At 72.3% G+C, this 24,048-nt stretch carries 24 protein-coding genes; 11 read left to right on the forward strand and 13 right to left on the reverse strand.

Going from position 1 to position 24,048, the window contains the following annotated elements; genetic code table 11:
- Window positions 1-131 precede the first annotated feature (131 nt).
- A complete protein-coding gene (cyc2, locus tag ACZ4MF_RS13305) occupies window positions 132-2,294 on the reverse strand; it encodes a germacradienol/geosmin synthase Cyc2 (RefSeq protein ID WP_467492133.1) in 2,163 nt (720 codons plus the stop codon).
- 183 nt (window positions 2,295-2,477) lie between these two features.
- On the opposite strand from cyc2, the gene ACZ4MF_RS13310 reads away from it, so the two are divergent.
- Window positions 2,478-3,278, forward strand: coding sequence for an alpha/beta fold hydrolase (locus ACZ4MF_RS13310; protein WP_467492134.1), 801 nt, complete (start codon window positions 2,478-2,480; stop codon window positions 3,276-3,278).
- Window positions 3,275-4,537 (forward strand): cytochrome P450, encoded by a 1,263-nt coding sequence (locus ACZ4MF_RS13315; protein WP_467492135.1) that lies wholly within the window; start codon window positions 3,275-3,277, stop codon window positions 4,535-4,537. Before ACZ4MF_RS13310 ends, ACZ4MF_RS13315 begins: the two co-directional genes overlap by 4 nt.
- Here ACZ4MF_RS13315 and ACZ4MF_RS13320 read toward each other — a convergent pair.
- The 3 genes from ACZ4MF_RS13320 to ACZ4MF_RS13330 all read right to left on the reverse strand — a co-directional run bounded on the left by ACZ4MF_RS13320 (window position 4,514) and on the right by ACZ4MF_RS13330 (window position 7,582).
- Complete coding sequence (locus ACZ4MF_RS13320) at window positions 4,514-5,725, reverse strand: damage-control phosphatase ARMT1 family protein (protein ID WP_467492136.1); 1,212 nt, start codon at window positions 5,723-5,725, stop codon at window positions 4,514-4,516. The genes ACZ4MF_RS13315 and ACZ4MF_RS13320 overlap by 24 nt on opposite strands.
- A 22-nt stretch (window positions 5,726-5,747) precedes the next feature.
- Window positions 5,748-6,395, reverse strand: coding sequence for a ScbR family autoregulator-binding transcription factor (locus tag ACZ4MF_RS13325; protein WP_356021811.1), 648 nt, complete (start codon window positions 6,393-6,395; stop codon window positions 5,748-5,750).
- Window positions 6,396-6,931: 536 nt separating this feature from the next.
- Complete coding sequence (locus ACZ4MF_RS13330) at window positions 6,932-7,582, reverse strand: Tat pathway signal sequence domain protein (RefSeq protein WP_467492137.1); 651 nt, start codon at window positions 7,580-7,582, stop codon at window positions 6,932-6,934.
- Between the two features lie 780 nt (window positions 7,583-8,362).
- On the opposite strand from ACZ4MF_RS13330, the gene ACZ4MF_RS13335 reads away from it, so the two are divergent.
- Window positions 8,363-9,061, forward strand: coding sequence for a DUF6230 family protein (locus tag ACZ4MF_RS13335; protein ID WP_467492301.1), 699 nt, complete (start codon window positions 8,363-8,365; stop codon window positions 9,059-9,061).
- Between the two features lie 5 nt (window positions 9,062-9,066).
- Window positions 9,067-9,522, forward strand: a complete 456-nt coding sequence (locus ACZ4MF_RS13340; protein ID WP_467492138.1) for a DUF6114 domain-containing protein — start codon at window positions 9,067-9,069, stop codon at window positions 9,520-9,522.
- Between the two features lie 106 nt (window positions 9,523-9,628).
- Here the strand turns inward: ACZ4MF_RS13340 and tatA are convergent, their stop codons facing one another.
- Window positions 9,629-9,919, reverse strand: a complete 291-nt coding sequence (gene tatA / locus ACZ4MF_RS13345; protein ID WP_467492139.1) for a Sec-independent protein translocase subunit TatA — start codon at window positions 9,917-9,919, stop codon at window positions 9,629-9,631.
- A gap of 55 nt (window positions 9,920-9,974) precedes the next feature.
- Window positions 9,975-10,343 (reverse strand): ArsR/SmtB family transcription factor, encoded by a 369-nt coding sequence (locus ACZ4MF_RS13350; RefSeq protein WP_467492140.1) that lies wholly within the window; start codon window positions 10,341-10,343, stop codon window positions 9,975-9,977.
- 208 nt (window positions 10,344-10,551) lie between these two features.
- Here ACZ4MF_RS13350 and ACZ4MF_RS13355 point away from each other — a divergent pair, with 208 nt between their 5' ends.
- Window positions 10,552-11,007, forward strand: coding sequence for a tellurite resistance TerB family protein (locus ACZ4MF_RS13355; protein ID WP_402064377.1), 456 nt, complete (start codon window positions 10,552-10,554; stop codon window positions 11,005-11,007).
- Window positions 11,008-11,104: 97 nt separating this feature from the next.
- Here the strand turns inward: ACZ4MF_RS13355 and ACZ4MF_RS13360 are convergent, their stop codons facing one another.
- Window positions 11,105-12,070, reverse strand: coding sequence for an ABC transporter substrate-binding protein (locus tag ACZ4MF_RS13360; protein ID WP_467492141.1), 966 nt, complete (start codon window positions 12,068-12,070; stop codon window positions 11,105-11,107).
- Between the two features lie 232 nt (window positions 12,071-12,302).
- Here ACZ4MF_RS13360 and ACZ4MF_RS13365 point away from each other — a divergent pair, with 232 nt between their 5' ends.
- Genes ACZ4MF_RS13365 through ACZ4MF_RS13380 form a run of 4 tightly spaced genes read left to right on the forward strand, consistent with a single transcriptional unit; the run spans window position 12,303 to window position 16,629 of the window.
- Entirely contained in the window at window positions 12,303-15,128 is a 2,826-nt protein-coding gene (locus ACZ4MF_RS13365; RefSeq protein WP_467492142.1) for an ATP-binding protein, read from the forward strand.
- Entirely contained in the window at window positions 15,125-15,601 is a 477-nt protein-coding gene (locus tag ACZ4MF_RS13370) for a roadblock/LC7 domain-containing protein (protein WP_356021795.1), read from the forward strand. Before ACZ4MF_RS13365 ends, ACZ4MF_RS13370 begins: the two co-directional genes overlap by 4 nt.
- 31 nt (window positions 15,602-15,632) lie before the next feature.
- On the forward strand, window positions 15,633-16,043 hold the full coding sequence (locus ACZ4MF_RS13375) for a DUF742 domain-containing protein (protein ID WP_467492143.1): 411 nt from the start codon (window positions 15,633-15,635) through the stop codon (window positions 16,041-16,043).
- The gene (locus ACZ4MF_RS13380) at window positions 16,030-16,629 is read left to right on the forward strand and encodes a GTP-binding protein (RefSeq protein WP_467492144.1); all 600 of its coding nucleotides are present in this window, start codon (window positions 16,030-16,032) and stop codon (window positions 16,627-16,629) included. The genes ACZ4MF_RS13375 and ACZ4MF_RS13380 overlap by 14 nt, the downstream gene beginning before the upstream one ends.
- Window positions 16,630-16,635: 6 nt before the next feature.
- On the opposite strand, the gene ACZ4MF_RS13385 is transcribed toward ACZ4MF_RS13380, so the two are convergent.
- The 6 genes from ACZ4MF_RS13385 to ACZ4MF_RS13410 all read right to left on the reverse strand — a co-directional run bounded on the left by ACZ4MF_RS13385 (window position 16,636) and on the right by ACZ4MF_RS13410 (window position 21,740).
- Entirely contained in the window at window positions 16,636-17,304 is a 669-nt protein-coding gene (locus tag ACZ4MF_RS13385; protein ID WP_467492145.1) for an ABC transporter permease, read from the reverse strand.
- A complete protein-coding gene (locus ACZ4MF_RS13390) occupies window positions 17,301-17,954 on the reverse strand; it encodes an ABC transporter permease (RefSeq protein WP_356021787.1) in 654 nt (217 codons plus the stop codon). Before ACZ4MF_RS13390 ends, ACZ4MF_RS13385 begins: the two co-directional genes overlap by 4 nt.
- A complete protein-coding gene (locus ACZ4MF_RS13395) occupies window positions 17,951-19,099 on the reverse strand; it encodes an ABC transporter ATP-binding protein (protein ID WP_467492146.1) in 1,149 nt (382 codons plus the stop codon). The genes ACZ4MF_RS13390 and ACZ4MF_RS13395 overlap by 4 nt, the downstream gene beginning before the upstream one ends.
- Window positions 19,100-19,225: 126 nt before the next feature.
- A complete protein-coding gene (locus tag ACZ4MF_RS13400) occupies window positions 19,226-19,945 on the reverse strand; it encodes an FAD:protein FMN transferase (RefSeq protein ID WP_467492147.1) in 720 nt (239 codons plus the stop codon).
- 1 nt (window position 19,946) lies between these two features.
- A complete protein-coding gene (locus ACZ4MF_RS13405; RefSeq protein WP_467492148.1) occupies window positions 19,947-20,387 on the reverse strand; it encodes an FMN-binding protein in 441 nt (146 codons plus the stop codon).
- Between the two features lie 15 nt (window positions 20,388-20,402).
- A complete protein-coding gene (locus ACZ4MF_RS13410) occupies window positions 20,403-21,740 on the reverse strand; it encodes a ferredoxin reductase family protein (protein ID WP_467492149.1) in 1,338 nt (445 codons plus the stop codon).
- Window positions 21,741-21,890: 150 nt separating this feature from the next.
- On the opposite strand from ACZ4MF_RS13410, the gene ACZ4MF_RS13415 reads away from it, so the two are divergent.
- A complete protein-coding gene (locus ACZ4MF_RS13415; RefSeq protein WP_467492150.1) occupies window positions 21,891-22,583 on the forward strand; it encodes a response regulator transcription factor in 693 nt (230 codons plus the stop codon).
- On the forward strand, window positions 22,580-24,016 hold the full coding sequence (locus ACZ4MF_RS13420) for a sensor histidine kinase (RefSeq protein WP_467492151.1): 1,437 nt from the start codon (window positions 22,580-22,582) through the stop codon (window positions 24,014-24,016). The genes ACZ4MF_RS13415 and ACZ4MF_RS13420 overlap by 4 nt, the downstream gene beginning before the upstream one ends.
- Window positions 24,017-24,048: the final 32 nt, after the last annotated feature.

Genomic DNA, 24,048 nt, shown 5'->3' on the forward strand with positions numbered 1-24,048 from the left:
ACCCCCGTGTGTCCTTGACTCGGTGTCTGTGTTTGTTGTGTCTCTGTTTGTTCCCCTTACCTCTCAAGACTCCGCAGAGCACGCGAAAGTTCCCCGAACATCCCGTTCCGTACGCGAAGATTCCGCGACGGTCAGCCGAGCGACAGCGCCGGGACGGCGGGTGCGCGGCCGGGCAGGAAGCCGTGGGCGCGGCGGGCCAGGAACCCGGCCCGGTAGCGGTCGACGCTGCGGTGCCAGTTCAGGATGCCGGCGAGCCAGTTCTGCAGGTCGGCGACGTAGGCGTCCATGGCCGCACGGGCCTCGGTCGACAGCGCGAAGTCGTCGTACAGGACGGGCAGTTCATGGGCGATGACGTGCTCGAACTGCTGCATGCGCTGGGTCGTGAGGTCGTGCACGACGCGCAGCGCGGTCGGATAGTCCACGCCGAAGAAGTTCTGCACGACCAGGATCGCGTTGTGGATGTCGCCCTCGTACTCGATCTCCTTCTGGTACGAGAAGATGTCGTTGAGGAGGCAGGCGCAGTCGACGGCGGCGTTCTCCAGCGACCGGACCGGGCCGCTGCGGTGGACCTCCGGCGGGATCGCGGGGCCGTGGCCCCTGCGGGCAAGGTTCAGGGTGAGGTCGGAGCCGAAGGTGGCGCGGCGCATCTCCAGGTAGTCGACGGGGTCGGGGATGCGGTTCTGGAGCCGGTTGGACAGCTCCCACACCCAGCTCTCGGTCATCACGTCGACGGACGCCTTGAGGGCCTCCCGCTCCTCGGTGTCCATCCCCGCGGTGGTGCGCGTCCACAGGTCGGCCAGGCCACGCTCCATGCCGCCTGCGGGAGTGACGGCCGGCGCCCCCTCGACCGGCATGCACTCCGAGAGCCGGGCCGTGCTCAGCCGTGCCCCGACCAGGTCCCGGCGGTGACCGAAGACGAGCGGGTAGTAGTCGTCGGCGTACGTCCCCCAGGCGAGCCACTGGGCGCTGAGGTCGAGGGCCTCGGGGGTGGCGTCGGGGTCGATGCCGGCCGCGGCGAGGGCGAAGTCGAAGGCGGTGAGCCTGTCCTCGTCCCAGACGCCCTCCTCCAGGATGCCCATGCGGTGCGACCAGGCGACGAGGTTGTCGCGGGCGCTCTCCCGATGGGGGTTCAGGCTCACTTCGTAGGGCATGTGGAAGTCGGGCAGCACGGACGGGCCGACCTTCTGGAACGGCACATGCGTGTAGGCGCGCAGCCGTTGCCGTGCGGCGGAGGCGAGCAGGGCGCCGACGTCGGCGGCCGACGTGCCAGGGCCGCTCGGGAACTGCCAGGGCGCCTGCGTCACCGCCCCCTGGTTCATGTAGCGGCTGGAGCGCAGATGCCATTCGTGGCCGCCGGACTGCCAGTCCTGAAGTCCCTTGGTGTAGGCGGCGATCGCGGCGGCCCGGTCCGGGGTGAGGCCCTTCTCCAGGGCGACGGCCGGGACCTCGGTGAGCGCGGTGTGCTCGAACTGGTGCAGGCGTGAGGTGAGGATGTCGTTGACGGTCTCGGCGGCCTCCTGGGTGGTGCAGCCGAAGAACTTCTCCAGGACCAGGACGCCGTTGCTGTTCTCGCCCTCGTCCTCGACCTCGCGCTGGTAGGAGAACAGGTCGTTGCGCAGGTGGACGGCGTCCGAGAACGTCTCCATGAGGACGCGCAGCGGCCGGGTGCCGGCGACGGCCTCGGGCACCTCGGCGGTCGCGTACTCCACGAGCCCCGCCGACCAGGGGGCGCCGCCCACCTTGCGGCGCATCTCGATGTACTCGACGGGGTTGGCGATCCGCCCCTCGTTCATGTTCGACAGCTCCCACATCGACTCGTTGAGCAGATGCTCGGTGGCGAGGGCGAAGCGACGCCGCCAGTCCTGCGACATCGCCGGTACGGTGCGCGCCCACAGGTCCTTCAGCCCGGCCTCGACCGGGTTCTGCGGCTCGGGCACCCCGGCGCTCAGGTCGAGCGGCATGAACAGCGGCAGACGGTCGAGATGGGCCTTGCCGGCGGCGCGGTCCTGGGTGCGCTTGTACATGTCCAGGAAGTGGTCGTCGAAGAAGAAGACCCACACGTACCAGTCGGTGATCAGGGAGAGGGCGGGAGCGTCGCAGTCGGGGTGGGTGTAGGAGCACAGGAGCCCGTAGTCGTGCGCCTCCAGGTCGGCCTGCTCCCAGATCCCGGAGCCTTCCAGCATGCCCATCTCGCGTGCCCACCGGGTGGAGTGGGCCCGCGCCTCGTCGAGGTGCGGATTGAGCCGTGCGGGATACGGCATGTAGAAGTGCGGGAGTTCGAACGGCTGCGTCATGGCCGGGGCACTACCCGTGGCCCGCGGCACCCATCCGCCGCCCCGGACAGGGCCACACCATCGCGTGAACCGCCCTCGAAACCCTGACCTCGCGACGCCGGGTGTGTGCTCCGCCCGCAGGTCCCCCCGTGTGCCCCGGTCCGTGCCCTTGCCGTGCCCCCGCGCGCGGGCCACGGTAGGCGCATGACCTCCTTCGTGCTGCCCCATGAGGTGCACGGCGACGGCCCCCACCAGGTGTTCGCCGTGCACGGCTGGTTCGCCGACCGCTCCGCCTACGCGGCCGTGCTGCCGGACCTCGACCGGACCTCCTTCACCTACGCGCTGGTGGACCTGCGCGGGTACGGCGAGGCCCGGGACGCGGCGGGCCCGTACACGACGGCCGAGGCGGCCGGGGACCTGCTGGAACTGGCCGACCGGCTCGGCTGGCACCGGTTCTCGGTGGTCGGGCACTCCATGGGCGGCGCGGTGGCGCAGCGGCTGCTGGGCCTCGCCCCGCACCGGCTGCGCCGAATCGTCGGCGTCTCGCCGGTGCCGGCCTCGGGGCTGCCGCTGGCCGGCGAGCAGGCCGCGCTGTTCAGGGACGCGGCACACAAGCCGGGGAACCGGCGGGCGATCCTCGACGTCACCACCGGCGGGCTGCGCCCGGCCGCCTGGCTGGACCGCATGGTCGCCCGCTCGCTGGAGCGCAGCGACGCGAAGGCGTTCCGGGCCTGGCTGGACTCCTGGACGGGCGACGACTTCCACGCCGACGTCGAGGGCTGCGCGGTACCCGCCCTCGCGGTGGCCGGCGCGCTCGACCCGGCGCTGTCGGCCGAGGTCATGCGGCAGACCTGGCTGTCCTGGTTCCCGCGCGCCGAACTCGTCACGCTGGCGGGCGCCGGACACTACTCCATGGACGAGACGCCGCTGGAACTGATCCGCACGGTCGAGGACTTCCTGCGGGCGGACGGCGAAGAGGTGCGGACGCGGCGGGAGTCGGCGTGACCGTCCGCGAAAAGCCGCCGGTGCCGGACGTGTTCGACCCCCGCCGGTACGGCATCGGGGTCCCACACGACGACTACCGCGTTCTGCGCGAGGACCATCCGGTCGCCTGGCAGGAGGAGCCGGAGGTGCTGGGCTGGCCGGCCGGGCCCGGGTTCTGGGCGGTGACCCGGCACGCGGACGTCGTGCGGGTGCTGAAGGACGGGGCGACGTACTCCTCGTACGTCGGCGCGACCCAGATCCGGGACCCCGATCCGGTGGACCTGCCGTTCATCCGGAGGATGATGCTCAATCAGGATCCGCCGCAGCACGGCCGGTTGCGTCGGCTGGTGAGCCGTGCGTTCACGCCGGGCCGGATCGAGCGGTTCGCGTCGGTCGCCCGGGAGCGGGCGGGCGCACTGCTCGCCGGGGCGCTGGCGGCGGCGCGGGAGGGGGACGGCACGGTCGATCTGGTGGCCTCCGTCACCGACGAGTACGCCCTGCTCAACCTGGCGGATCTGCTGGGCGTCCCGGAGAGCGACCGGGGCCTGCTGCTGCACTGGACGCGGCGGGTCATCGGCTACCAGGACCCGGACGAGGCGGGCACCCCGGTGCTGGACGCGGCGGGCAAACCGGTCGATCCGCGCTCCCCGGCGATGCTGGAGGACATGTTCGCCTACGCGCAGCAGCTCGCGGCGCACAAGCGGCGCCATCCGGCGGACGACGTGCTCACGACGCTCGCCCATGAAACCGAACTCGCCCCGGCCGAGCTGGAGATGTTCTTCTTCCTGCTCACGATCGCGGGCAACGACACGGTGCGCGGCGCGGCCCCGGGCGGCCTGCTGGCCCTCGCCGGGCATCCGGCCGGCTACGTGGCGCTGCGTGCCGGAGCGGCCGGACTCCCTTCGGCCGTCGAGGAGTTGCTGCGCTGGCATCCGCCCGTGCTGACGTTCCGCCGCACCGCCGCCGAGGACACCGAGCTGGCGGGAACGCGCATCCGGGCCGGCGACAAGGTCGTCGTCTTCCACGCCTCGGCCAACCGCGACGAGCGGGTCTTCGCCGACCCCGGCCGGCTCGACCTCACCCGCTCCCCCAACCCGCACGTGTCCTTCGGCGACGGCCCGCACGTCTGTCTGGGCGCCCACTTCGCGCGGCTGCAACTGCGCCAGCTCTACGCGGAGGTACTGCGCGCCCTGCCGGAGGCCCGGCTGGCGGCGCCGCCCGCACGGCTGGTGTCGAACTTCATCAACGGGATCAAGTCACTGCGGTTCAAGGTCGGTTGAGACCTGGATCAGCGCGTGCGTGCCGCTGGTGCGCCAGCGCTGCTCCTCGGCCGCGACGAGTGCGGCCTCGGTCGCCGGGGACAGGCCGGTGACGACGTCGGACTTCAGGGTGCGCAGGGCGGCGACCGGGCCCGGAGCGTATCCGGTCGCCGCGGTGAAGGGCATGGTGGGCGGCCACAGCCGGTCGCCCACCAGACGGCGGTAGTTGAGGTCGCCCTTGAAGAGGGTGAGCGTGGCCGCGGCGAACTCGGCACGCAGGTCGTCCGGCATGTCCGCGTACGGCAGCGGGGCGCACGAGAACGGGTGGGCGCGCACGGTGAGACGGCCGTCGGCCAGCGCCGACCACAGCACGTGCGCGTACCCGGCGGCCGTGCCCGGGGCGGATCGCAGCCGGCACAGCGCGTCGACGACGTCGGCGGTCGTGGCGTCTGAGACGTAGTAGGGGTGCGGCTTGACGTGCAGCACCGCCCGGGCGGCCCGGCCCTGGTCGAGGAGGTGGGCGATCAGCAGCAGATCCGGCACGAGTTCGCGGCCCGCGTTGTCCGCGACCAGGACGAGCGTGCCGGCTCCCGTGCGCGGCAGCAGTGCGAACAGGGCGTCGCTGTCGTCGGCGACCAGCGTGGGCGCCGGGTCGCGGGTCTCGGCGCTCTCGGCGCTCTCCGCGCTCTGGGCGGAGAGCCGGAAGCCGAGGTCGGCCCGGTTGCCCCAGAGCGAGCCGTGCAGCAGGGCGCGCGCCCGCTCCTCCTCCGGCAGGCCGGCCAGGTCGTCCAGCGCGGCGAGTTCCGCATCGGTCTCGGGCGCGTCGAGTTCGGCGCGCTTGAACGGGCGGAAGGGGTCGATACCCTGCCAGGCGCCGGGGCCGACGTATCCGACGGCGTCGAGCAGCCGGCGGTAGAACCAGCTCTCGGACCACAGCCAGGGCACGTCGTACCAGGACCACCCGGTGTACGCGGGCAGGCCCCAGCCGTGCCATAGGTCCCGGTCCGGGGCGTCGGCCGGCAGCGGCTCGATCGTGCCCTCGGTGCAGCTCGCCAGCAGTTCGTCCAGCGCCCGGTGCTGTCCGGGGCCGTACGGGAAGGCGTCCCGGACCTGCTGGATGATCGCGGGGTGACGCTCGGCCAGCACGCTGTGCGGGAACGAGCCGGTTTCGTTGCCGAGGATCACGGGTGCGAACGGGGTGTCGGGCATGTGCGTCACGGTAGCGCGCGGGTCAGGCGGTTCTGATCTCCCGCTCCAGCTGCGTGGCGAGGGTGACGTAGCGGGGGCGGCGGTGCACCGGGACCAGGCCCCGGATCATCAGGTGCCACATCTCGGCGACCCGGCGCGGCAGCCGGCCCACCGGTTCGAGCGAGCGGCCGGCGACCCTGGTGCCGACGTAGAAGGAGACGAGGGAGTGGGCGACGACGCCGACGTCGAGTTCGCTGTGCACGTCGGCCTCCCGCACGGCCCCGTGGAACTTGCGGTTCGCGAACTCCAGCCACTCCGTGAACAGGTGCCTGACAGGCGGCCGTACGGCGATGTCGGCGGTGGCGAGGCGCAGCGCGGCGCGCGGCACCGGGTCCTCCACGGCGAGCCGGGCGATGCCGAACGTGGCCCGCATCAAGGCCTCCAGCGAGGAGTAGCCCCGGCTCTCGACCTCGGCGACGAGCCGGCGCGCGGCCTCGGCGTTGAGTTCCAGGATGGCCTGGGCCAGGTCCTCCTTGGCGGCGAAGTGGAAGTACAGCGCGCCCTTGGTGACCTTTGCGTGCGCGACGATGTCGCTCAGGCTGGTGGACTCGTAGCCCTGCCGGTCGAACAGGTCGGCGGCGGCCGTGATGATCGTTGCCCGGGTCTGCTCGGCGCGTAACTGCCTCGCCATGACGGGACCCCTCCTCGCGACGTTAACGAACGGGACATGCGGTTTGTTTCTCACACCCTGCACACGATAACTCACCGACCGGCACGGGGAGTCGGTCGTGCGGGCCGACGGCGCGACCCGCGCCATCGGCGACTCCCCTGGCGAACAGCCCGTCAGCGGTCTGTGATCGTGCGAGATCAGGGCGCCCTCCCCCTTCTTTGCCCGCCGATGCACGGCAGTCGCGCGACGGTGCGCGCCGCGCGCATGATCGCCACCATACGAGGCCGACGGTCGGCTCCTCAACGGGGGCTCACAGAAGGCGTGAAACAGCCGAACCGGTCGGTGCTTTGCGCCCCCGATCACGGGTGCGCCGGCCCGGCGGAACGGCGGCACGCCGGACACCTCCCGCTCGTGTCCGGCGTGTTCGCACGTTCGCACGCTCGCACGTTCTCGCGGGCGGCGTGACGCGGTCGCGCGCGAAGGCACGTGGCGGCACGCCGAAGGCCCGAGCCGCCGGTGGCGGCTCGGGCCTTCGGTGAACTTCCCGTGTTCTGAGTCTAGTTGACGTACACCTGGGCGCCGCCGTCGGTGACGGGTGCGTACTTGGCCGTGAAGTAGCCGCTGGCGAAGCACAGCGACGAACCGGAGGTCTTGGTGAACTGCTGGTTGGTGAAGGTGATGCTGCTGTCGGAGTTGTCTGTCTTCCCGGTCAGAGCGGCCGCCTGGTAGACGCAGGTGATGCTGCCCAGCAGGGTCTTCAGCTTGACCGTGGTCTGGATGGTCGAGCCACTGGCCGGGGAGACGGTGAGGGTGCCGTCGGAGGCGACGGTCGCCGTGTAGGGCAGGTTGTCGACGGTGATGCCGCTGACGCCGGTGACGCCGAAGACGTTGCTGGTGCACGAGGAGGCGTCGAAAGTGTGGCCGGAGACGGACTCGGTGGCCGTGCCGGGCGCGGCCGGGTTAGCCGTGACCGAGGCGGTGAACTGGGAGGACGTGCACGAGACACCACTGGTGCCGGTCGCGCTGGAGTAGAGCGTGGCGGACGTGCCGGAGGCGAGCGGGGCGGTGAGGGTGTCGCCGACGGCGACGGCGGTGCCGCCCGCGCCGCCGGTGGTGAGGACGGTGCCGTCGGCGGAGGCCGGGGTCGCCACGGCGAGGGCGAGAGCGGTGGCGGCGCCGGCGAGGGTGAGGACGGATCGCGTACGCATGGGCGGGTGCCTCTTTCCTGAGTGGGGATCGGGTGAGGTGAGGTGAGGGGTGGCGGGTTGGGCGGTGGTGCGGGATGGCACACGTACGGCGCCCGCGGCACGCCGGTGCGCCCGGTGCTGCGAGGAGGCGCGAACTGCCGTGGGCACACGTGCGCGTACTGCGTCACGCGAGCGGTGCGGGCGCCGGTGGCGGCGGCGCGGGGTGCGTGACGCGGTGGTGGCGGCGACGGCGGCTCGGAGTGCCGCCGGCGCGGGCCGTCGCGCCTTCTCCGTACGCGACGGGCCGTCGACGGCGGTGGGCCGGCACCGGCCGGAGGCCTCGGGGAAGACCCCCGGCCGGGCCGAGGGGGACGGCGGGCACCCGGGCCCGGGGGGAAGGGACCCGTGTGCCGCGCCGGTGTGAGCGGTTGCCGTGAGCCGAGGTGAGCGGTCGCCGGGAGAGGGCCGGGAACGCGGCCCGTGACGCTCGGCGGATCCGGCGCCACGGATCCGTGAAACAGGGGAAGTTGTAGACCTGATCAACCATCAACGTCAAGCACCGCAAGGGCAGTTGTGGCATGTGACCGAGGTCCGAACGGGTTCGACACCCTTTTTTCACATCTCCCTTGACCCTTCAAAGTAACCGGCAGTAACTTCCTCGGAGGCTACTGCCGCGTAACGAGAAAGCCCTTGCCCGCCGGGAGTGCGAGGAGGCGTGCGCGGCGGTCGCTGTCCGCGCCAGGACACCGCGCCGCCACCCGATGCCCGACCCGCAATGGATCCATGACCATGGGAGCAGACATGGCCTCGTCCCCGGACGTCCCGTCCGACGGCAACACCCCCGAGAACCCGGGAAGCGGTTCACCGTCCGAAGCACCACAGACCGCCCGGGCCGCCGGCGCCGGCGAGAGACGAGGGCGGGTCCGCGCACGCCGGGCCGCGGTGATGGCGGTGCCCGCCACCCTCGTCGCCGCCGGCCTCGCCGTCCTCACCGCGCAGGGCGCCCTGGGTGTGCAGTTCGCGATCTCCGGCATGCCGTTCACGGTCACCGCGACCGACCTCACCGGCACCGGGTTCGAGCAGTTCGGCGGGCTCGACAACATGGCGCCCGGCAGCCCGAACGCCGGGGACAGCGGCGGGCAGGAGCTGATCGTCACCTCGGCGATCAGGAACGCCACGCTCACCAAGCTGTGCCAGAGCGTCGACCTCGGCGGCACCAACCTGCTGATCACCGCGGGCGGCGGCAGCACGCCGGTGTCCGCGAGCGATCTCACCACCGACTCGACCCAGCTGTCGGGCGACGCGGCGTTCAACAACATCGAGATCGGCAACGACGCGAGCACGCTGAACAAGGCGGGCGTGAAGGGTCCGATCGGGGTCTTCAGCCAGCAGGCCGACACCGTGCACATCGCCAATCTGCGGCAGACCAACTACGCGACCACGGCAGGCGTGTTCAAGCTGCCGGGCCTCAAGCTCCGCTTCAGCGACTCGGGTTGCTGATCGCCGTGCCGGACCGTCCGCGTCGGGGTGCGAGGGCGGCCTTCCGCGGCTGGCGGGCCCGCCGGCCGTTCTGGGGCGGGCTGCTGCTCGCCCTGGGCGGCGGCTGGATCCTGCTCACCGAGAAGGCCTCGCTGAAGGTCGTGATGCACATCGGCATGCAGGGCCTGGCCGGCTATCTGCTGCCGACACTGATGGCGCTGCTGGGCCTGCTGGTCCTCTTCAACCCCTCGCAGCGGCTCTTCTACTCCATCACCGGCATCCTGGTCACGCTGGGCACCTGGCTCACGTCCAATCTGGGAGGCTTCTTCCTCGGCCTCCTGCTCGGCGCCACGGGCTGCTGCCTCGCCTTCGGCTGGCTGCCCGACCAGGAGCCGCGTGTCAGCCGTCGGGAGCGCCGCAAGCGGCTCCGGTCCGCCGCGGCGGCACACGCGGCGGCGGAGGGAGTGGAGGGCCCGGCCTGAGGTTCCGGGAGCCGGCCCCCGAGCGGTCGGCTCCTGGCCGGGAAGGGGGACGCCCTCCGCCGAGCCGGGGAGTGCGCGCCCCCGTCCGGGAGGCGGGCGGCGTCGCTCAGCGGGCCGCCGCACCCGCCGCGGCACCCGCGCCGGGTGCCGTGGCCGTGCTCGCCGCCGCGCGGACATCGCTCGACGTCAGGACCTCCGTCGGCTGCACCACCGACGTGTCCGCGGCGGCGGTGGCCGCGGCACCCTCCTCCTTCATCGCCTTCGCCTCGCTCTTGAGGATGCGCATCGACTTGCCCAGCGCCCGCGCGGTGTCGGGGAGCTTGCGCGCGCCGAAGAGGACGATGAAGACGACCGCGACGATCAGCAGATGCCAGGGTTCGAGTCCGTTGCGGAGCATGTCCGCCCCTCCCTCTCATGAACAGTTGCCATATTGCGCAACTGTACAACCTGGATCAGAGACCGCGCAGGCGACGGGCCGGGGCCTCGGCGGCGGCGTCCTTCGCGGCGAGGCTCCCGACGAGGAGTCGCACGACCTCCACGACGGCGGCCTGCTCCGCGGTGTCGACGAAGTACACCTGACGCCGGCCCTCGCGGCGGGAGCGGACCAGACCGGCGAGCTTGAGCTTGGTCAGGTGCTGGCTGACGGCCGGGAGCGCGCCGCCGACCCGTTCGGCGAGCCCGGTGACATCGCTCTCGCCCTGGATCAGCGCCCACACGATGTGCAGCCGGGCGGGCGAGGCGAGCAGCCCGAAGGCGGCGGCCGCCTCGGTGAGCACCTCGGCGGAGGGATCCTGATGGCCGGTGCCGGGCGCTGTCGCCACTGTCGCCTTCCTCTGCTTTCCGCTGCGTCGTCCGCTTCGTGACGGGGTTTCCGTCCGCGTACCGGGATCCCGGGTCGGGATTCCAGGTACGGGGACCCAGTCTAGGCGGGCGGGAACTTCCCGGCGGCGCCATGAGTTTCTACGGTGTTGTAGAAGTTGCCGCCGGTGCGCCGTGGGAGCGCCCGGCCTTTTGACACGAGGAGTGCGCATGGCCCTGTGGGACCGCATCAAGGAGTCGGCGTCGACGATGCAGACCCAGTTGGTGGCGAAGAAGAACGACCTGAAGAGCGGTGCGTTCCGGGACGCGAGCATGGCGATGTGCGCGCTCGTGGCCGCCGCCGACGGGACCGTCGACCCGTCGGAGCGGCAGCGGGTGGCCCAGCTCATCGCGACGAACGAGGTGTTGCAGAACTTCCCGGCGGACGACCTGCGCCGCCGCTTCGAGGAGAACCTGAACAAGCTGACGACCGACTTCGCCTTCGGCAAGGTGAGCGTCCTCCAGGAGATCGCCAAGGCGAAGAAGAAGCCGGCCGAGGCGCGGGCCGTCGTCCAGATCGGCATCGTGATCGGCGGCGCGGACGGCGACTTCGACAAGTCCGAGCAGGCCGTGGTGCGCGAGGCCTGCTTCACGCTGGACCTGCCGCCGCACGAGTTCGACCTCTGAGCCCCGCCGACCGGGGCGTCCACGCCGGCCGGATGTGGGCGGGGGCACGCTCGACACCGTCGACCGCGCCCCCGCCCCCGGTGTTCGCGCAGCGGCGTCAGCTCAGGCCCGCGGACTTCAGCCAGGCCTGGGCGACGTCCAGCGGGTCCTTGTTCTGGGCCTGCACCTGGGTGTCCAGGTCCAGCAGGGTCGCTGTGTCGAGCTTGGCCGAGACCGCGTTCAGCGCGTCGACGCCCTTCTGGGACAGGGCGCCCTTGTGGACGAGCGGCTGGACGTTCTCGAAGCCGAAGAGGTTCTTCGGGTCCTGGAGGACGACGAACTTCTCCTTGGTGATGGTCGGGTCCGTGGTGAAGATGTCGGCGGCCTGCACGGCGTCCTTCTGCAGCGCCGCCTGGGTGAGCGGACCGCCCGCGTCCAGCGCCCGGAAGGACTTGAAGTCGAGGCCGTAGACGGACTGCAGGCCCACCAGGCCCTGCTGCCGGGTCTGGAACTCCGGCGAGGCGCCGAGGACCAGGTCCTTCGCGACGTCCTTCAGGTCGGCGATGGTGGACTTCTCGGTCAGGCCGTACTTCTTCGCGGTGGCCGCGTTGAGCGTGACCGAGTCCTTGGACTGCGCCGCCGCCGGCTTCAGCAGGGTCAGCTTGGAGTCCAGCTTGGCCTCGATGGCCGTGGTGGTGGCGTCGGCCGTCGCCGGCTTCGCCTTCGGGTCGAGGTACGCGAGCAGCGCGCCGTTGTACTCGGGCAGCAGCTTGATGGAGCCGTTCTTGAGCAGCCCGTAGGTGGTCTCGCGGCTGCCGATGTTCGGCTTGTACGTGACCTTGACGCCCTTGGCCTTGAGCGCCTCGCCGTAGATGTCGGCGATCAGGGTGCTCTCGGGGAAGTTGTTGGAGCCGACGACGACGGTGTCGCCGCTCGCCTTGCCGTCGTCCGTCAGGGGGTTGCCGCCCGAGGAGCCGCTCTTGGAGGAACAGCCCGCCAGCAGAGCCGTCGCCGCCACGAGGGCGACGGCCGCCGTGCCCCGGTTCCTTCGGATGGACCTGCTGATGCGCTGTGTGGAAGTCACCCACTGATCCAATCCAGCCGGTTCTCGGTCAGTCAAGGGCAGCAGATTACCGATTGGCCTCGATCTGCGGTCAGTTGTACACAGAGAGCGCTGTCTTCGTCATGGATTCGTGATGCGATCTGCGCCGATTGTTCCTTCAAGAAGACTGTAATCTCTGGGTCAGTTGAAATCCGGCCACGGCAGTGCACGGGGCCCGCTTCGGTGTCGGAGAGCACCCGAGAAGGAGGCCCGTGTGTCCACGGACCAGGTGGACGCGCCCGCCCGGCACGCCCCGGCGCGGGGCAGGGTACGGGGCGTCGCCGACCGCTGGCCCTTCCGGCGCAAGCTCAACCTCCTGGTCGGCATCCCGCTGGCCGTGATCGCCGTCCTGCTGTCGTACGTCTTCACCGACCTGGTCCTGGAGTGGAACAGCTCCTCCTCGGCGGCCCGACTGGTGCGCGACAGCGTCCAGGTGGCACAGCTCGTGGACCGTATCGAGGCCGAGCACCAGCAGGCCATCCTGCTCTCGGTGAACTACGAGGCCGGGTACACCCAGTCCTCGACGTCCGCCTACGACGAGGCCCAGGACGCGGTCGACACCCAGGTGGCCAAGGTCCGCGCGGTCTTCGGGGACCGGCTGCCCGCCGGTGAGGCGCAGGCGCTGCGCGAGGTCGAGGGCCTGTCCAGCCTGCGCCTCTCGGTCGAGCAGTCGTACATGGCCGCCGACAACGTCGACCCGGCCTACGCCCACGCCTCCCAGGGCGTGATCGACGGTCTCGGTCTGGACCGGAACGCGGACCTCGCCGACACCTTCACGGGCAACCTGCTGGACTCACTGCTGCGCGCGGACGCCGCGCACGGGGCCTTCGAGACCAACGTGTTCGCGGCGAAGACGGGCGACACCAACGCGCTGATCGAGTTCACCAACGCGGTCGGTGCCTACGACCTCTACAACCACCAGGCCGACCGCTTCGCCCGGTTCGCCACCGAGGCCCAGGCCGAGGGGCTCGCGGGCATGGAGCACACCCCGGAGCAGCGCAACATCGCCCAGTCCTTCGCCGAGTTGCAGGTGGGCGTGGGTCAGCTCCAGGCGAACGGCAAGGACGAGATCCGGCAGGCGGTGCAGGACGCGCTGGCCGGCTACCCGGAGTTTTCCCAGCAGGCCGACGCCCGGCTGGCGATCACCACCTCGCTGATCGGCCAGATCGCCGCCGGCGCGGAGCACTCGGCCGGTTCCGCGCGGTGGCGCGCCGGGCTGCTGCTGAGCGGGGCGCTGCTCATGTTCGCGCTGTGGATCGCCTTCGCGGTGCTGGTGCGCCGCTCGGTGATCCGGCCCGTGCAGGCGCTGACCGGGGCCGCGCGGGAGGTCGCCGAGGTGGCCGGGCGCGAGCTGGCCCGGGTCGCCGACGACGACGCCGAGGACGACGGGCCGCCCCGGCTGCGGGACGTGCCGGTCACCGCGCGCGACGAGATCGGCGAGCTGGCCGAGGCGTTCAACCGGGTGCAGACCACCGCCGGCGCGCTGCTGGAGCGGCAGGTGGTCAGCCGCCGCAACACCGCCGAGATGTTCGGCAACGTGGGCCGGCGCGTCAGCAACCTGACGACCCGTCAACTCGCCCTGATCGACGCCGTGGAGCGCGGCGAGACGGATCCGGCGCTGCTGGAACGGCTGTACTCCATCGACCACATCGCCGTACGACTGCGCCGCAACGCCGACAGCCTGATGCTGCTGGCCGGCATCCGCGAGGGCGGGCTGGGCGGGGAGCCGACGGCGCTGTCCAACGTCGTACGGGCCGCGCTCGGGCAGATCGAGGGCTATCAGCGGGTACGGCTGTACGCCGCGTCGGACGCCCTGGCCGAGCCGGACGTCATCGGCGACCTCACGCTGATGCTGGCCGAACTCCTGGAGAACGCGGTGTCGTTCTCGCCCGAGGGCAGCCCGGTCGAGGTGACCGTGCGCACCGGCGCCGAGGGCACGCACGTCGTGATCGCCGACCACGGCCTCGGCATGAGCGCCGAGCGGCTGGCCGAGGAGAACGCCCGGCTGATCCGCCGCGAACGCCTGGATCTGGTGCCGACGAAGGTGCTCGGTCTGTTCGTGGTGGGCGCGCTGGCCCGCCGCTGGGAGATCGCGGTCGAGCTGACCCGGACGCCGGGCGGCGGTGTGACGGCCGAGGTGACCCTGCCGAGCGTGCTGCTGCGGCCGGCGAGTCCGGTGGCCGGGGCGGTCACGGTACGGCCGACGCCCGCCGGGGCGGTGTCGGGTCCGGAGCGGTCGAAGAGCACCGTGCGGCCCGCCGAGTCCGCGCAGGGCCCCTCCTCCGCCCGGTCCCGGGACGCCGACGCCGACGCCGACGCCGACGGCATCGAGCCCGCCGGCCCGCTGCCCCGCCGGCTCCCCCGCCGCGAGCCGCAGGCTCCGGAGCAGGCCCCCACGGGCTCCCGCCCCCTGCGCCGCCGGGTCCGTGGCGCCACGCTGCACACGACCGCGGGTGCCGCCCAGTCACTCCCCGCGTCGGCCCGGCCCCGCGACGCCGAGGCCGAGCGCAGCGCGCTGGAGGAGTTCGAGGCCGCCGTCGAACGCGCCCACCGCGACAGCGACACGGGCAACCACCCCCGCCCCGACACCGCGCCACTGACGGACACGGGGACACGCGCCGCCGCAGACGCACCGGCCCACACGAGATCGCACGCCGACGCCGGGACGCTCACCGACACGGCAGCACAGACCGACGGCGAGCCGCACATCGACGGGGAGGCGCACGTCGATGGGGAGGCGCAGGCCGGCGCTGTCGAGGCACACGGCGACGCGGACGCGCGCGCCGTCGACGCCTCGGCCGAGGAGCGGACGCACACCGGCTCACCGGCAGCGGACTCCGCACGCGGCCACGGCGGCACCCCGGCCGAAGTCCCGGCGCACGCCCACCGCACCCCCGCCGAAGCACCCGACCGCGGCTCGGCCGAGAACCCCGCGCACGGCCCCGGCACCCCCCGCACCCCCCTTGAAGGTGCCGTACCCGCAGTCCACTCCACCGCACCGCACGACCAGATCCAGCTTCCCGAAGGAGCCGACAGTTGAGCACGTCGACAGGTGACACCCCGACGGGCGGCGCCGCGCCGGCCGATCTCCAGGCGGCCGCGGCCGACTTCACCTGGCTGCTGAACCGCTTCGCCACCGAGACCGCCGGGGTCGTGGACGCGATCGCCGTGTCCTCCGACGGCCTGCTGATCGCGGTGTCCGAGCTGCGCGAGCCCGCCGACTCCGAGCGGCTCGCGGCGATCGTGTCGGGCATCACCAGCCTGGCCGCGGGCGCCTCCGGCAACTACGGTCTGGGCGGCCTGAACAAGGTCATCATCGATCTGGAGGGCGGCCATGTGATCGTCTCCGCGATCGGCTCCGGCGCCGTGCTCGGTGTCGTCACCGACAAGGAGGCGAAGCTCGGCAACATCGCCTACGAGATGACCCTGTTCGCCAACCGCGCCGGTGCCGCGCTGAGCCCGCAGCTGGTGCTGGAGCTCAAGAACAACGTCGCCGCCGCGTCCGCCCGCTGAGCGTCCGCGCACGGAGAGGGAGCAGATGGTCATGGCGGACGGCACGACGGGCCCCGACCCGGTCGGCCCCGCCCCCGCCGTACGTCCGTTCCTGGTGACCGCCGGCCGGATCGCGGACGACGGCTCCGGCCGGGCGCTGCCCCTGGAGACCCAGGTGGTGGCCACCGCCGAGGGGCTGGCGGCGCTCGCCGGGCTCTCGTTCGAGCAGTACGACATCGTGGCCGCCTGCCGGCTGCCGCAGTCCCTCGCGGAACTCGCCGCCCGGCTGCGCCTGCACCTCAACGTGGTCCGCGTCCTGGCCGAAGACCTTCGCGAGGCCGGGCTGTTGGCGGTGTACGTGCCGGACGCCGGCGCCACCCGCGACGCGTCCGTCCTGCGCAGGCTCATCTATGGCCTCAGGGCCGTCCCCGACTCCCGAGAGGTACCGAGTGACACCGACTGAACCGCTCGTGCTCGGCGCGGCCGCACCCGCCGCCGTACGGCCGCCGCTACCGGTGAAGATGGTGGTCGCGGGCGGCTTCGGCGTGGGCAAGACCACCGCGGTCGGCTCGATCTCGGAGATCGAGCCGCTGACCACCGAGGCGTCGATCACCGAGGTCGCGGCGGGCGTGGACGACCTCACGCACACCCCGCGCAAGACCACGACCACGGTGGCGATGGACTTCGGATGCCTGACCATCGACCCGACGCTGAAGCTGTATGTGTTCGGCACGCCCGGGCAGGAGCGGTTCGGGTTCATGTGGGACGACATCGTCGAGGGCGCGGTCGGCGGGCTCGTCATCGTCGACACCCGCCGCCTGGACGACTGCTACGCGGCCGTCGACTACTTCGAGCACCGGGACATCCCGTTCGCCGTCGCCGTCAACGCCTTCGACGGCAGGGTGGAGCACACCCTGGACGAGGTCCGCTGGGCGCTGGACGTCTCCGACGGGGTGCCGGTCGTGGTGTTCGACGCCCGGGAGCGGGGCTCGGTGCGGGACGCGCTGCTCGTCGTGCTCGAACTGGCGCTGGCCCGCACCGAGTCGTAGCGGGAGTCAGCCGCTGCGCCGCACCCCCGCCGAGACCGTGATCCGGGACAGTGCCCAGAACACCAGCAGGGTGGCGAGGGCGAGTCCGGCGACCAGGGTGGCGCCGCCGACGACCTTCTCGTAGTTCTTCTGGTAGAGGCCGTCGATGATGTAGCGGCCGAGGCCGCCGAGGCTGACGTAGGCCGCGATGGTGGCGGTGGAGACGATCTGGATGGCCGCCGTGCGCAGGCCGCTCAGGATGAGCGGGAGCGCGACCGGCGCCTCCACCTGGAACAGCACCCGCGCCTCGGGCATGCCCATGCCCCGGGCGGCGTCCACCGGCGAGGGGTCGACGGAGCGGATCGCCTCGTAGGTGGTGACCAGGATCGGCGGTACGGCGAGCACGACCAGCGGGATCATCACCGGCAGCAGACCGAAGCCGATCCAGATGAACATCAGCACGAGCAGCCCGAAGCTGGGCAGGGCCCGGCCGGCGGTGGCGATCAGCGCGAGGGCGTTGCCGCCGCGGCCGTAGTGCCCGGTGACCAGGCCGATGGGCAGGCCGATCACGGCGGCGTACAGCAGCGCCTCCAGCGCGTACGTGACGTGTTCGACGAGCCGGGTGGGGATGCCGTCGTAGCCGTGCCAGTGGGCGCTGTCGCCGAAGAAGGCGTGCGCGAAGTTCAGGACGTTCACCGGACGGCACCCTTCGTCGGCATCCAGGGGGTGAGCAGCCGGCGGACGAGGACGAGCGTCGCGTCGGCGAGGATGCCCAACACGGCCGTGGTCAGTACGGAGTTCACGGCCAGGGCGGGGCGGTGGTACGTGGTGGCGGCGTAGAGCATGTTGCCGAGGGCGCCCTGGTTGCCGATGAGCATGCCGACGCTGACCAGGGAGAGACTGGAGACGGTGGCCACCCTGAGGCCCGCGATGATCGCCGGTACGGCGATGGGCAGTTGGACCTGGAGATAGCGGCGCACCGGCCCGAAGCCCATGGCCTGCGCGGCGGCGAGGGTCTCGGGCGGCACGGAGCGGACGCCGTCGACGATCGCCGGGACCAGCACCACCAGGCTGTAGATCGCGAGCGGGATCATCACCGTGGTCTCGCTCTGCCCGAAGTAGTCGATGAGGACGACGAAGAAGGCCAGCGAGGGGATGGAGTAGAGCACGGTCGTGACGCCGAGGACGGGCGGGTAGACCCAGCGGAAGCGGACACACAGCTGGGCCACCGGCAGCGCGAGGAGCAGCCCGGCCAGCACCGGCAGCAGCCCTTCGCGCAGGTGCAGGGCGACGAGACCGAGGTAGCTGTACTGCAGGTCGCTCGGCAGGTCGAAGAAGCCGTTCACCGGACGGCCTCGGCGTCGGCGGCACCGGCTGGGTCCACGGCGCCGGCGGCCCGGCTGTGGGCGGCGCGGATGGCCTCGCCGATGACCTGCTGCGAGACGACGCCGACGGCGCGCCCCTCGCCGTCCACGGCGACGGCCCGGCCGGTGGGCGAGAGCACGGCGCCGTCGAGCGCGGTGCGCAGCGAGTCGGTGCCGGGCGCGAACGGGCGCCCGTGGTCGAGGAGTTGATCCGGGTCGACGGCTCCGGCGGTGAGCCGGCCCGGCTCGCTCCAGCCGAGCGGCCTGCCCTCCGCGTCGGTGACGAGGAGATAGGGGGCGGCGGAGCGTGCGGCGATCGTCTCGGCGTCGGCGTCGGCGGCCACGATCGGCTCGGTCTCCAACTCCAGGTCCGCGGAGGGGAAGAAGGACAGCCGGCGGATGCCGCGGTCGGCGCCGAGGAAGTCCTCCACGAAGGCGTCGGCGGGCGCGCTGAGCAGCTCGGCGGGCGGGGCGAACTGGGCGAGCCGGCCGCCGGTGCGCAGTACGGCGACCATCGTGCCCAGCTTGATCGCCTCGTCGATGTCGTGTGTGACGAAGACGATGGTCTTGCCCAACTCGTCCTGGATGCGGAGCAGTTCGTCCTGGAGCCCCTTGCGCACCACGGGGTCGACGGCGGAGAACGGCTCGTCCATCAGCAGCACCGGCGGATCGGCGGCGAGCGCCCGGGCGACGCCGACGCGCTGCTGCTGGCCGCCGGAGAGCTGGTACGGGTAGCGCTTGGCCAGCGTGGCGTCGAGCCCGACCCGCTCCATCAGCTCGGCGGCGCGGGCCCGGGCCTCCTTCTTGGGGGTGCCGAGCAGCCGGGGCACGGTGGCGATGTTGTCGAGGATGGTGCGGTGCTGGAAGAGACCGGCGTTCTGGATGACGTAACCCATCGAGCGGCGCAGGGTGTTGACCGGCTGCTGCCGGATGTCCGTGCCGTCGAGGACGATGCTGCCCTCGGTGGGCTCCACCATGCGGTTGATCATCCGCAGCGTCGTCGTCTTGCCGCAGCCCGAGGGCCCGACGAGGACGGTGATCGCGCGGTCCGGTATCTCCAGCGACAGCCGGTCGACCGCGACCGTGCCGTCCGGATACCGCTTCGTGACTGAATCTATCCGTATCAAAACGCCGAATACCCTTCGGGTTTGGCAGATTTCCGCCCGTTTTTCGGCCAGGGTCGTCGTGCGCAGGCCGTTGCGGGGAGAGTCTAGACCGCGAGTGTTTCGGCGCTTTGGCAGGAGCGTGGCCGGTCAGGCCAGGGGCAGCCCGGGGGTACGGAGCACGCTCCGGCCGGCGTCGACCGCGAACACCTCGCAGCCCGGGCGGGCGGCGGCCCAGGCCGGCCCCTCGGCGCCGAGCGCGAAGGCGGCCGTGGCGGTCGCGTCCGCCTCGGTCAGCGTCGGGGCCAGCACGGTGAGGCTGAGCAGTCCGGTCACGGGGCGGCCGGTGCGGCCGTCGAGGATGTGGTCACCGCGCTCGTACCGCCCGGAGGTGGCCACCGCCGCGTCGGTGACCGCCAGCACGGCGCACACCTGGTCGGCCCGTTCCGGGTGCCGTATCCCGACCCGCCACGGCCCGCCCGCGGCGACCACGTCGCCCCCGGCGTTGAGACAGAACCGGCGCGCCCCGGCCGCCGTCAGCAGACCGGCCGCCCGCTGCACCGACCAGCCCTTGACCACCGCGCAGGGGTCGAACTCCCGCCCGGGCAGCCGTACGTCGAAGGCGCCGCCGGTCGCGGCCCGGTACTCCTCGCACAGGCCGAGCACCTCCGTGAGGTCCGCGCTCAGCGCGCCGAACTCCACCTCGCCCCGCCCGTACCGGGACACCTCGCTGCGCGGCAGGAACGGGCTGAACCGGGCGTCCACCTCGCGCAGCCACCCGAAGACGGCGTCGGCGCTCGCACCGAAGTCCCCCTCGTCGTCGATGCGCAGCGAGACCGGGAAGCCCATGACGTGTTCGACACGCCGCACGTCAGGAGCCCTTGGCGTCGATGGCGGCCTGGAGGGACTCCTTGTATCCCTGGCTCGTGATCGTGGCCCCGGACACCGAGTCGATGTGGGCGCTCTGCGCCTTCAGGGTCTCCGCGACCAGCTCCGGTACGGCCCACTTGGTCTGCGGATGGTGCGGCGCCTGCAGCATCCGTACGGCGGCGATCCGGTCGCCGCGGAACGTCACCTCCACCTGGAAGACGCCCTTCACGGTGTCCACCGCGGTGCCGGGGACGACCTTCGACGACGAAGGGGATGAAGCGGATGAAGGGGACGACGGCGAGGAGGACGAGGAGGAGGACGGCACGGCGGCCGGCGTCGACGCGGGCCGGGCGATGTCGGCGGTCCCGGTCGAGGGCTGGTAGCGCCAGACGGGGATCAGACCCGCGACGGTCAGGAGGAAGACGGGAACGGCTCGCTTCACGGTGGGACGCCTCTCTCAGCCCGCGAGACTGAAACGCTCGAAGTGGATCTGCTTCCTGGGCACGCCCAGGTCCGCCAGGCTGCGCAGCACGGCGGTCATCATCCCGGGCGGCCCGCACAGGAAGACGTCGCGGTCGGCGATGTCCGGGACCAGCCGGGCCAGTTCGCGCGGGGCGAGCCGGTCGGGAACGACGGGCCCGGTCACCAGGTGCAGTTCGGCGCCCTTGGCGAGGGCGAGGTCGCGCAGCTCGTCGTGGAGGACGGCGTCCCGGTCGGCCGCGACCCGGTAGATGACCACGGCGTGGCCCTCCAGTTCCTCCAGCAGCGCCCGGATGGGGGTGACGCCGACGCCGCCGGCGATCAGCACGGACTCCGGGCGGGTGCGGTGCAGCGCGGTGAAGGCGCCGTACGGGCCCTCGGCGAAGACACGGGTGCCGGGCTTCAGCCGGCGCAGGGCGGCGCTGCCGGCACCGGCCGCCTTGGCGGTCAGGCGCAGGGTGCGGCCGTCGGGGGCGGCCGACAGGGAGAACGGGTTGGCCTGCCACCAGCGGTCCCTGGTGAGGAAGCGCCACAGGAAGAACTGGCCGGCCCGGGCGGGCAGCCGGTCCAGGCCGCGGCCGGTGACGTAGACGGAGACCACGTCGTCGGACTCGGGGACGACGGCCTCGACGCGCAGCCGATGCCGCAGATTGCGCCACAGCGGGAGCACCATCCGGCCCGCGACCACCGATCCGAGGGCGCCGCCCCACAGCGTGTACCAGTACGTCCGCGCGACGGGCGAGGAGGTGAACGTCGTACCGGCCGCGACCTGGTGGGTGAAGGCGAGGACCACCGCGACGTAGGTGTACAGGTGGATGAAGTGCCAGGTCTCGTAGGCGAGCCGGCGCCGGGCCCAGCGGGCGGAGACCGCGCCGACCACGACGATCAGCGACAGCGCGACGACCGCCCGCAGCACGCCCTCGGTGGTCTCGGCGAGATTCACCAGCTGGTTCACCGGGTCCATCGAGGACGCCCGGGCGTAGCCGAAGGTGATGAACACGACGTGCGTGAGCAGGGTCCACAGCACGCCGAAGCCGGTCCAGCGGTGCCAGGAGGTCAGCCGGTCCATGCCGATCCTGCGGTCCAGCCAGGGCAGCCGGGCCACCAGCAGCAGTTGGAAGGCCATGAGGAGGGCGCCGTACAGGCCGCAGAGGCGGCCGAGCACGATCAGCGTGTTCGAGGCGAAGCCGGCCTGGACGAAGAACCGGGCGACAACGGCCGCGTTGGCGGCCAGCAGGGTGTACAGCCCGGTCCGGGCCACGGCCCGGGGACGGATCGCCGCGGGGGGCGCGGGACGGCTCTGGAGGGTCGTCACGGACGGCAGCTCCTTGATCGGGTCCTGGGTGACGAGCTTCGCCCGCCGATGCTGTCGTTCTCCTGTCGGACGACTGTCACTTGAGTATCGATACGGCCGGTCACGGCGGGCAGCTCTGGCAGGGCCGGACGGGTGACGCACGATGGGCGGGTGGAGAAAGTACGCCTTCTGGTCGTGGACGACGACCCGCCGATCGCCGACCTGGTCGCCACCGTCGCCCGCTACGAGGGCTGGGAGGCGACCGCCGTCCACTCGGGCGAGGACGCGCTGCGCCAGGCCGCCGCGTTCCGGCCGGACATCGTGGTCCTGGACCTGATGCTGCCCGACGTGGACGGCTTCGGCGTCCTGGACCGGCTGCGCAGCTCGGGGACGATGGTGCCGGTGGTCTTCCTCACCGCGCGCGACGGCGTCGCCGACCGGGTCGCGGGTCTGACCCGGGGCGGGGACGACTACCTGGTCAAGCCGTTCGCGGTGGAGGAGCTGATGGCCCGGCTGCGCACGGTGCTGCGGCGCAGCGCCGGGCCCGGCTTCCGCCGGTCCGTGCTGCGGGTCGCCGATCTCACGCTGGACGAGGACACCCGCGACGTGCGGCGCGGCGAGCGGCTGCTGCAGCTCACCCCGACCGAGTTCGAGGTGCTGCGCTATCTGATGCGCAGGTCGCCGTCGGTGATGACCAAGGCGCAGATCCTCGACCATGTGTGGGAGTACGGCTTCGGCGGCCGCTCGAACGTGGTGGAGCTGGTGGTCAGCCGGCTGCGCCGCAAGCTGGACGGGCCGGACGAGGAGCCGCTGCTCCACACGGTGCGCGGCTTCGGATACGTGGTCCGGCGGGCGGCCAGGTGATCGGCCCGCTGCGCGGCGCGTACGGCAGGCTGAGGCTCGGCACCCGGCTGGCGCTGAGTCTCGGCGCGCTGTCCCTGGTCGTGTTCGCGGTGGTCGGCACGGCCCTGACCGCGTACATGCGCGGCTATCTGGAACGGCAGCTGGGCGACCAGCTGCGGCTCGTGCAGGTCGGCCAGACCAAGGACGCCTCCGCGCACGGCACGGTGGAGCGTCAGCCGTACTACGGCTGGTACACGGCCGTCTACGACGTCTCCGGCGGCTCGGCGCGCCTGCGCAGCCCCGCCGTCGTGCCCGCCGACACCGCCCCGCTCACCGCGCTCGCCGAGACCCGGGCCCGCTCCTCGACGGAGCTCTTCCGCACCGTGACCATCGCCGGGGAGGGCACCTACCGGCTGCGCGCCTGCGAGGTGGAGCCCGGGGTGGTGCTGGTGAGCGCGGCGCCCATGGCGGACGTCGAGGCGACCGTACGGCAGCTGGTCACGGTCCAGGCGGTGGCGTTCACGCTGGCCCTGCTGGCGTTCGTGGTCATCGGCCGCAGGATGCTGCGCCGGGGCCTGAAGCCGCTCAGCGACATGGCGCACACCGCCCACGGGATCGCCTCGCACGATCTGACCGACCCAGCGGCCCGGCTGCCGCTGCGCGCCGACCGCAAGGGCGGCGGCCCGGAGGTGGAGGAGCTGCGCACCGCCTTCAACACCATGCTGGAGCACATCGACGACTCGCTCGCGGTGCGCGCGGAGGCCGAGCAGCGGCTGCGCCGGTTCGTCGCGGACGCCTCGCACGAGCTGCGTACCCCGCTGATGTCGGTGCGCGGCTACGCCGACCTCTTCCAGTACGCGGCGGCCAACGAACCCGCCGAACGCGACCGCCACCTGGCCCGCCTGCGGGCCGAGGCCGCGCGCATGGGCGTCCTGCTGGACGATCTGCTGCTGCTCGCCCGGCTGGACGCGGCCGAGGTCGAGAGCCCGCTGCGCTGCGCGGACACCGACCTCGTGGAACTGGTCGGCGAGGCCGCGGACGCCTTCCGCGCGGCTCACCCCGGCCACCCGCTGGTCGTGGACCCCGGCCCGGCACCGATCCGGCTGCGTCTGGACCCGGTGCGGATCCGCCAGGTGCTGGACAACCTGCTGACCAACGCGGCCGTGCACACCCCGCCCGGGACGCGGGTGTCCGTGACGGTCACGGCCGGGGCGTCCGGCGTGTGCGTCCGGGTCGCCGACGCCGGCCCCGGCGTCCCCGTCGCCGACCGGGAGCGGATCTTCGACCGCTTCTACCGCGTCGACAAGGCCCGCAGCCGCGACCGGGGCGGCAGCGGCCTGGGCCTGTCGGTGGCGCGGGCGCTGGTGACGGCGCACGCAGGGAGTCTGGGGCTGGGTCGGGAGGAGGGGCTGACGGTGTTCACGGTCCGGTTGCCGGTGTCTGCAACTCCCTGAGGGGCGCGGGGCGTTGTCGACGCCGGCCATGG

This window comes from Streptomyces sp. NPDC025793, from assembly GCF_055558375.1.

Excerpts from the sequence above, each read along its gene's own strand:
- cyc2 (WP_467492133.1), bottom strand. The coding sequence starts at position 2,294 with ATGACGCAGCCGTTCGAACTCCCGCACTTCTACATGCCGTATCCCGCA.
- ACZ4MF_RS13310 (WP_467492134.1), top strand. The coding sequence starts at position 2,478 with ATGACCTCCTTCGTGCTGCCCCATGAGGTGCACGGCGACGGCCCCCAC.
- ACZ4MF_RS13320 (WP_467492136.1), bottom strand. The coding sequence starts at position 5,725 with ATGCCCGACACCCCGTTCGCACCCGTGATCCTCGGCAACGAAACCGGC.
- ACZ4MF_RS13325 (WP_356021811.1), bottom strand. The coding sequence starts at position 6,395 with ATGGCGAGGCAGTTACGCGCCGAGCAGACCCGGGCAACGATCATCACG.
- ACZ4MF_RS13330 (WP_467492137.1), bottom strand. The coding sequence starts at position 7,582 with ATGCGTACGCGATCCGTCCTCACCCTCGCCGGCGCCGCCACCGCTCTC.
- ACZ4MF_RS13335 (WP_467492301.1), top strand. The coding sequence starts at position 8,363 with ATGGCCTCGTCCCCGGACGTCCCGTCCGACGGCAACACCCCCGAGAAC.
- tatA (WP_467492139.1), bottom strand. The coding sequence starts at position 9,919 with ATGCTCCGCAACGGACTCGAACCCTGGCATCTGCTGATCGTCGCGGTC.
- ACZ4MF_RS13355 (WP_402064377.1), top strand. The coding sequence starts at position 10,552 with ATGGCCCTGTGGGACCGCATCAAGGAGTCGGCGTCGACGATGCAGACC.
- ACZ4MF_RS13375 (WP_467492143.1), top strand. The coding sequence starts at position 15,633 with ATGGCGGACGGCACGACGGGCCCCGACCCGGTCGGCCCCGCCCCCGCC.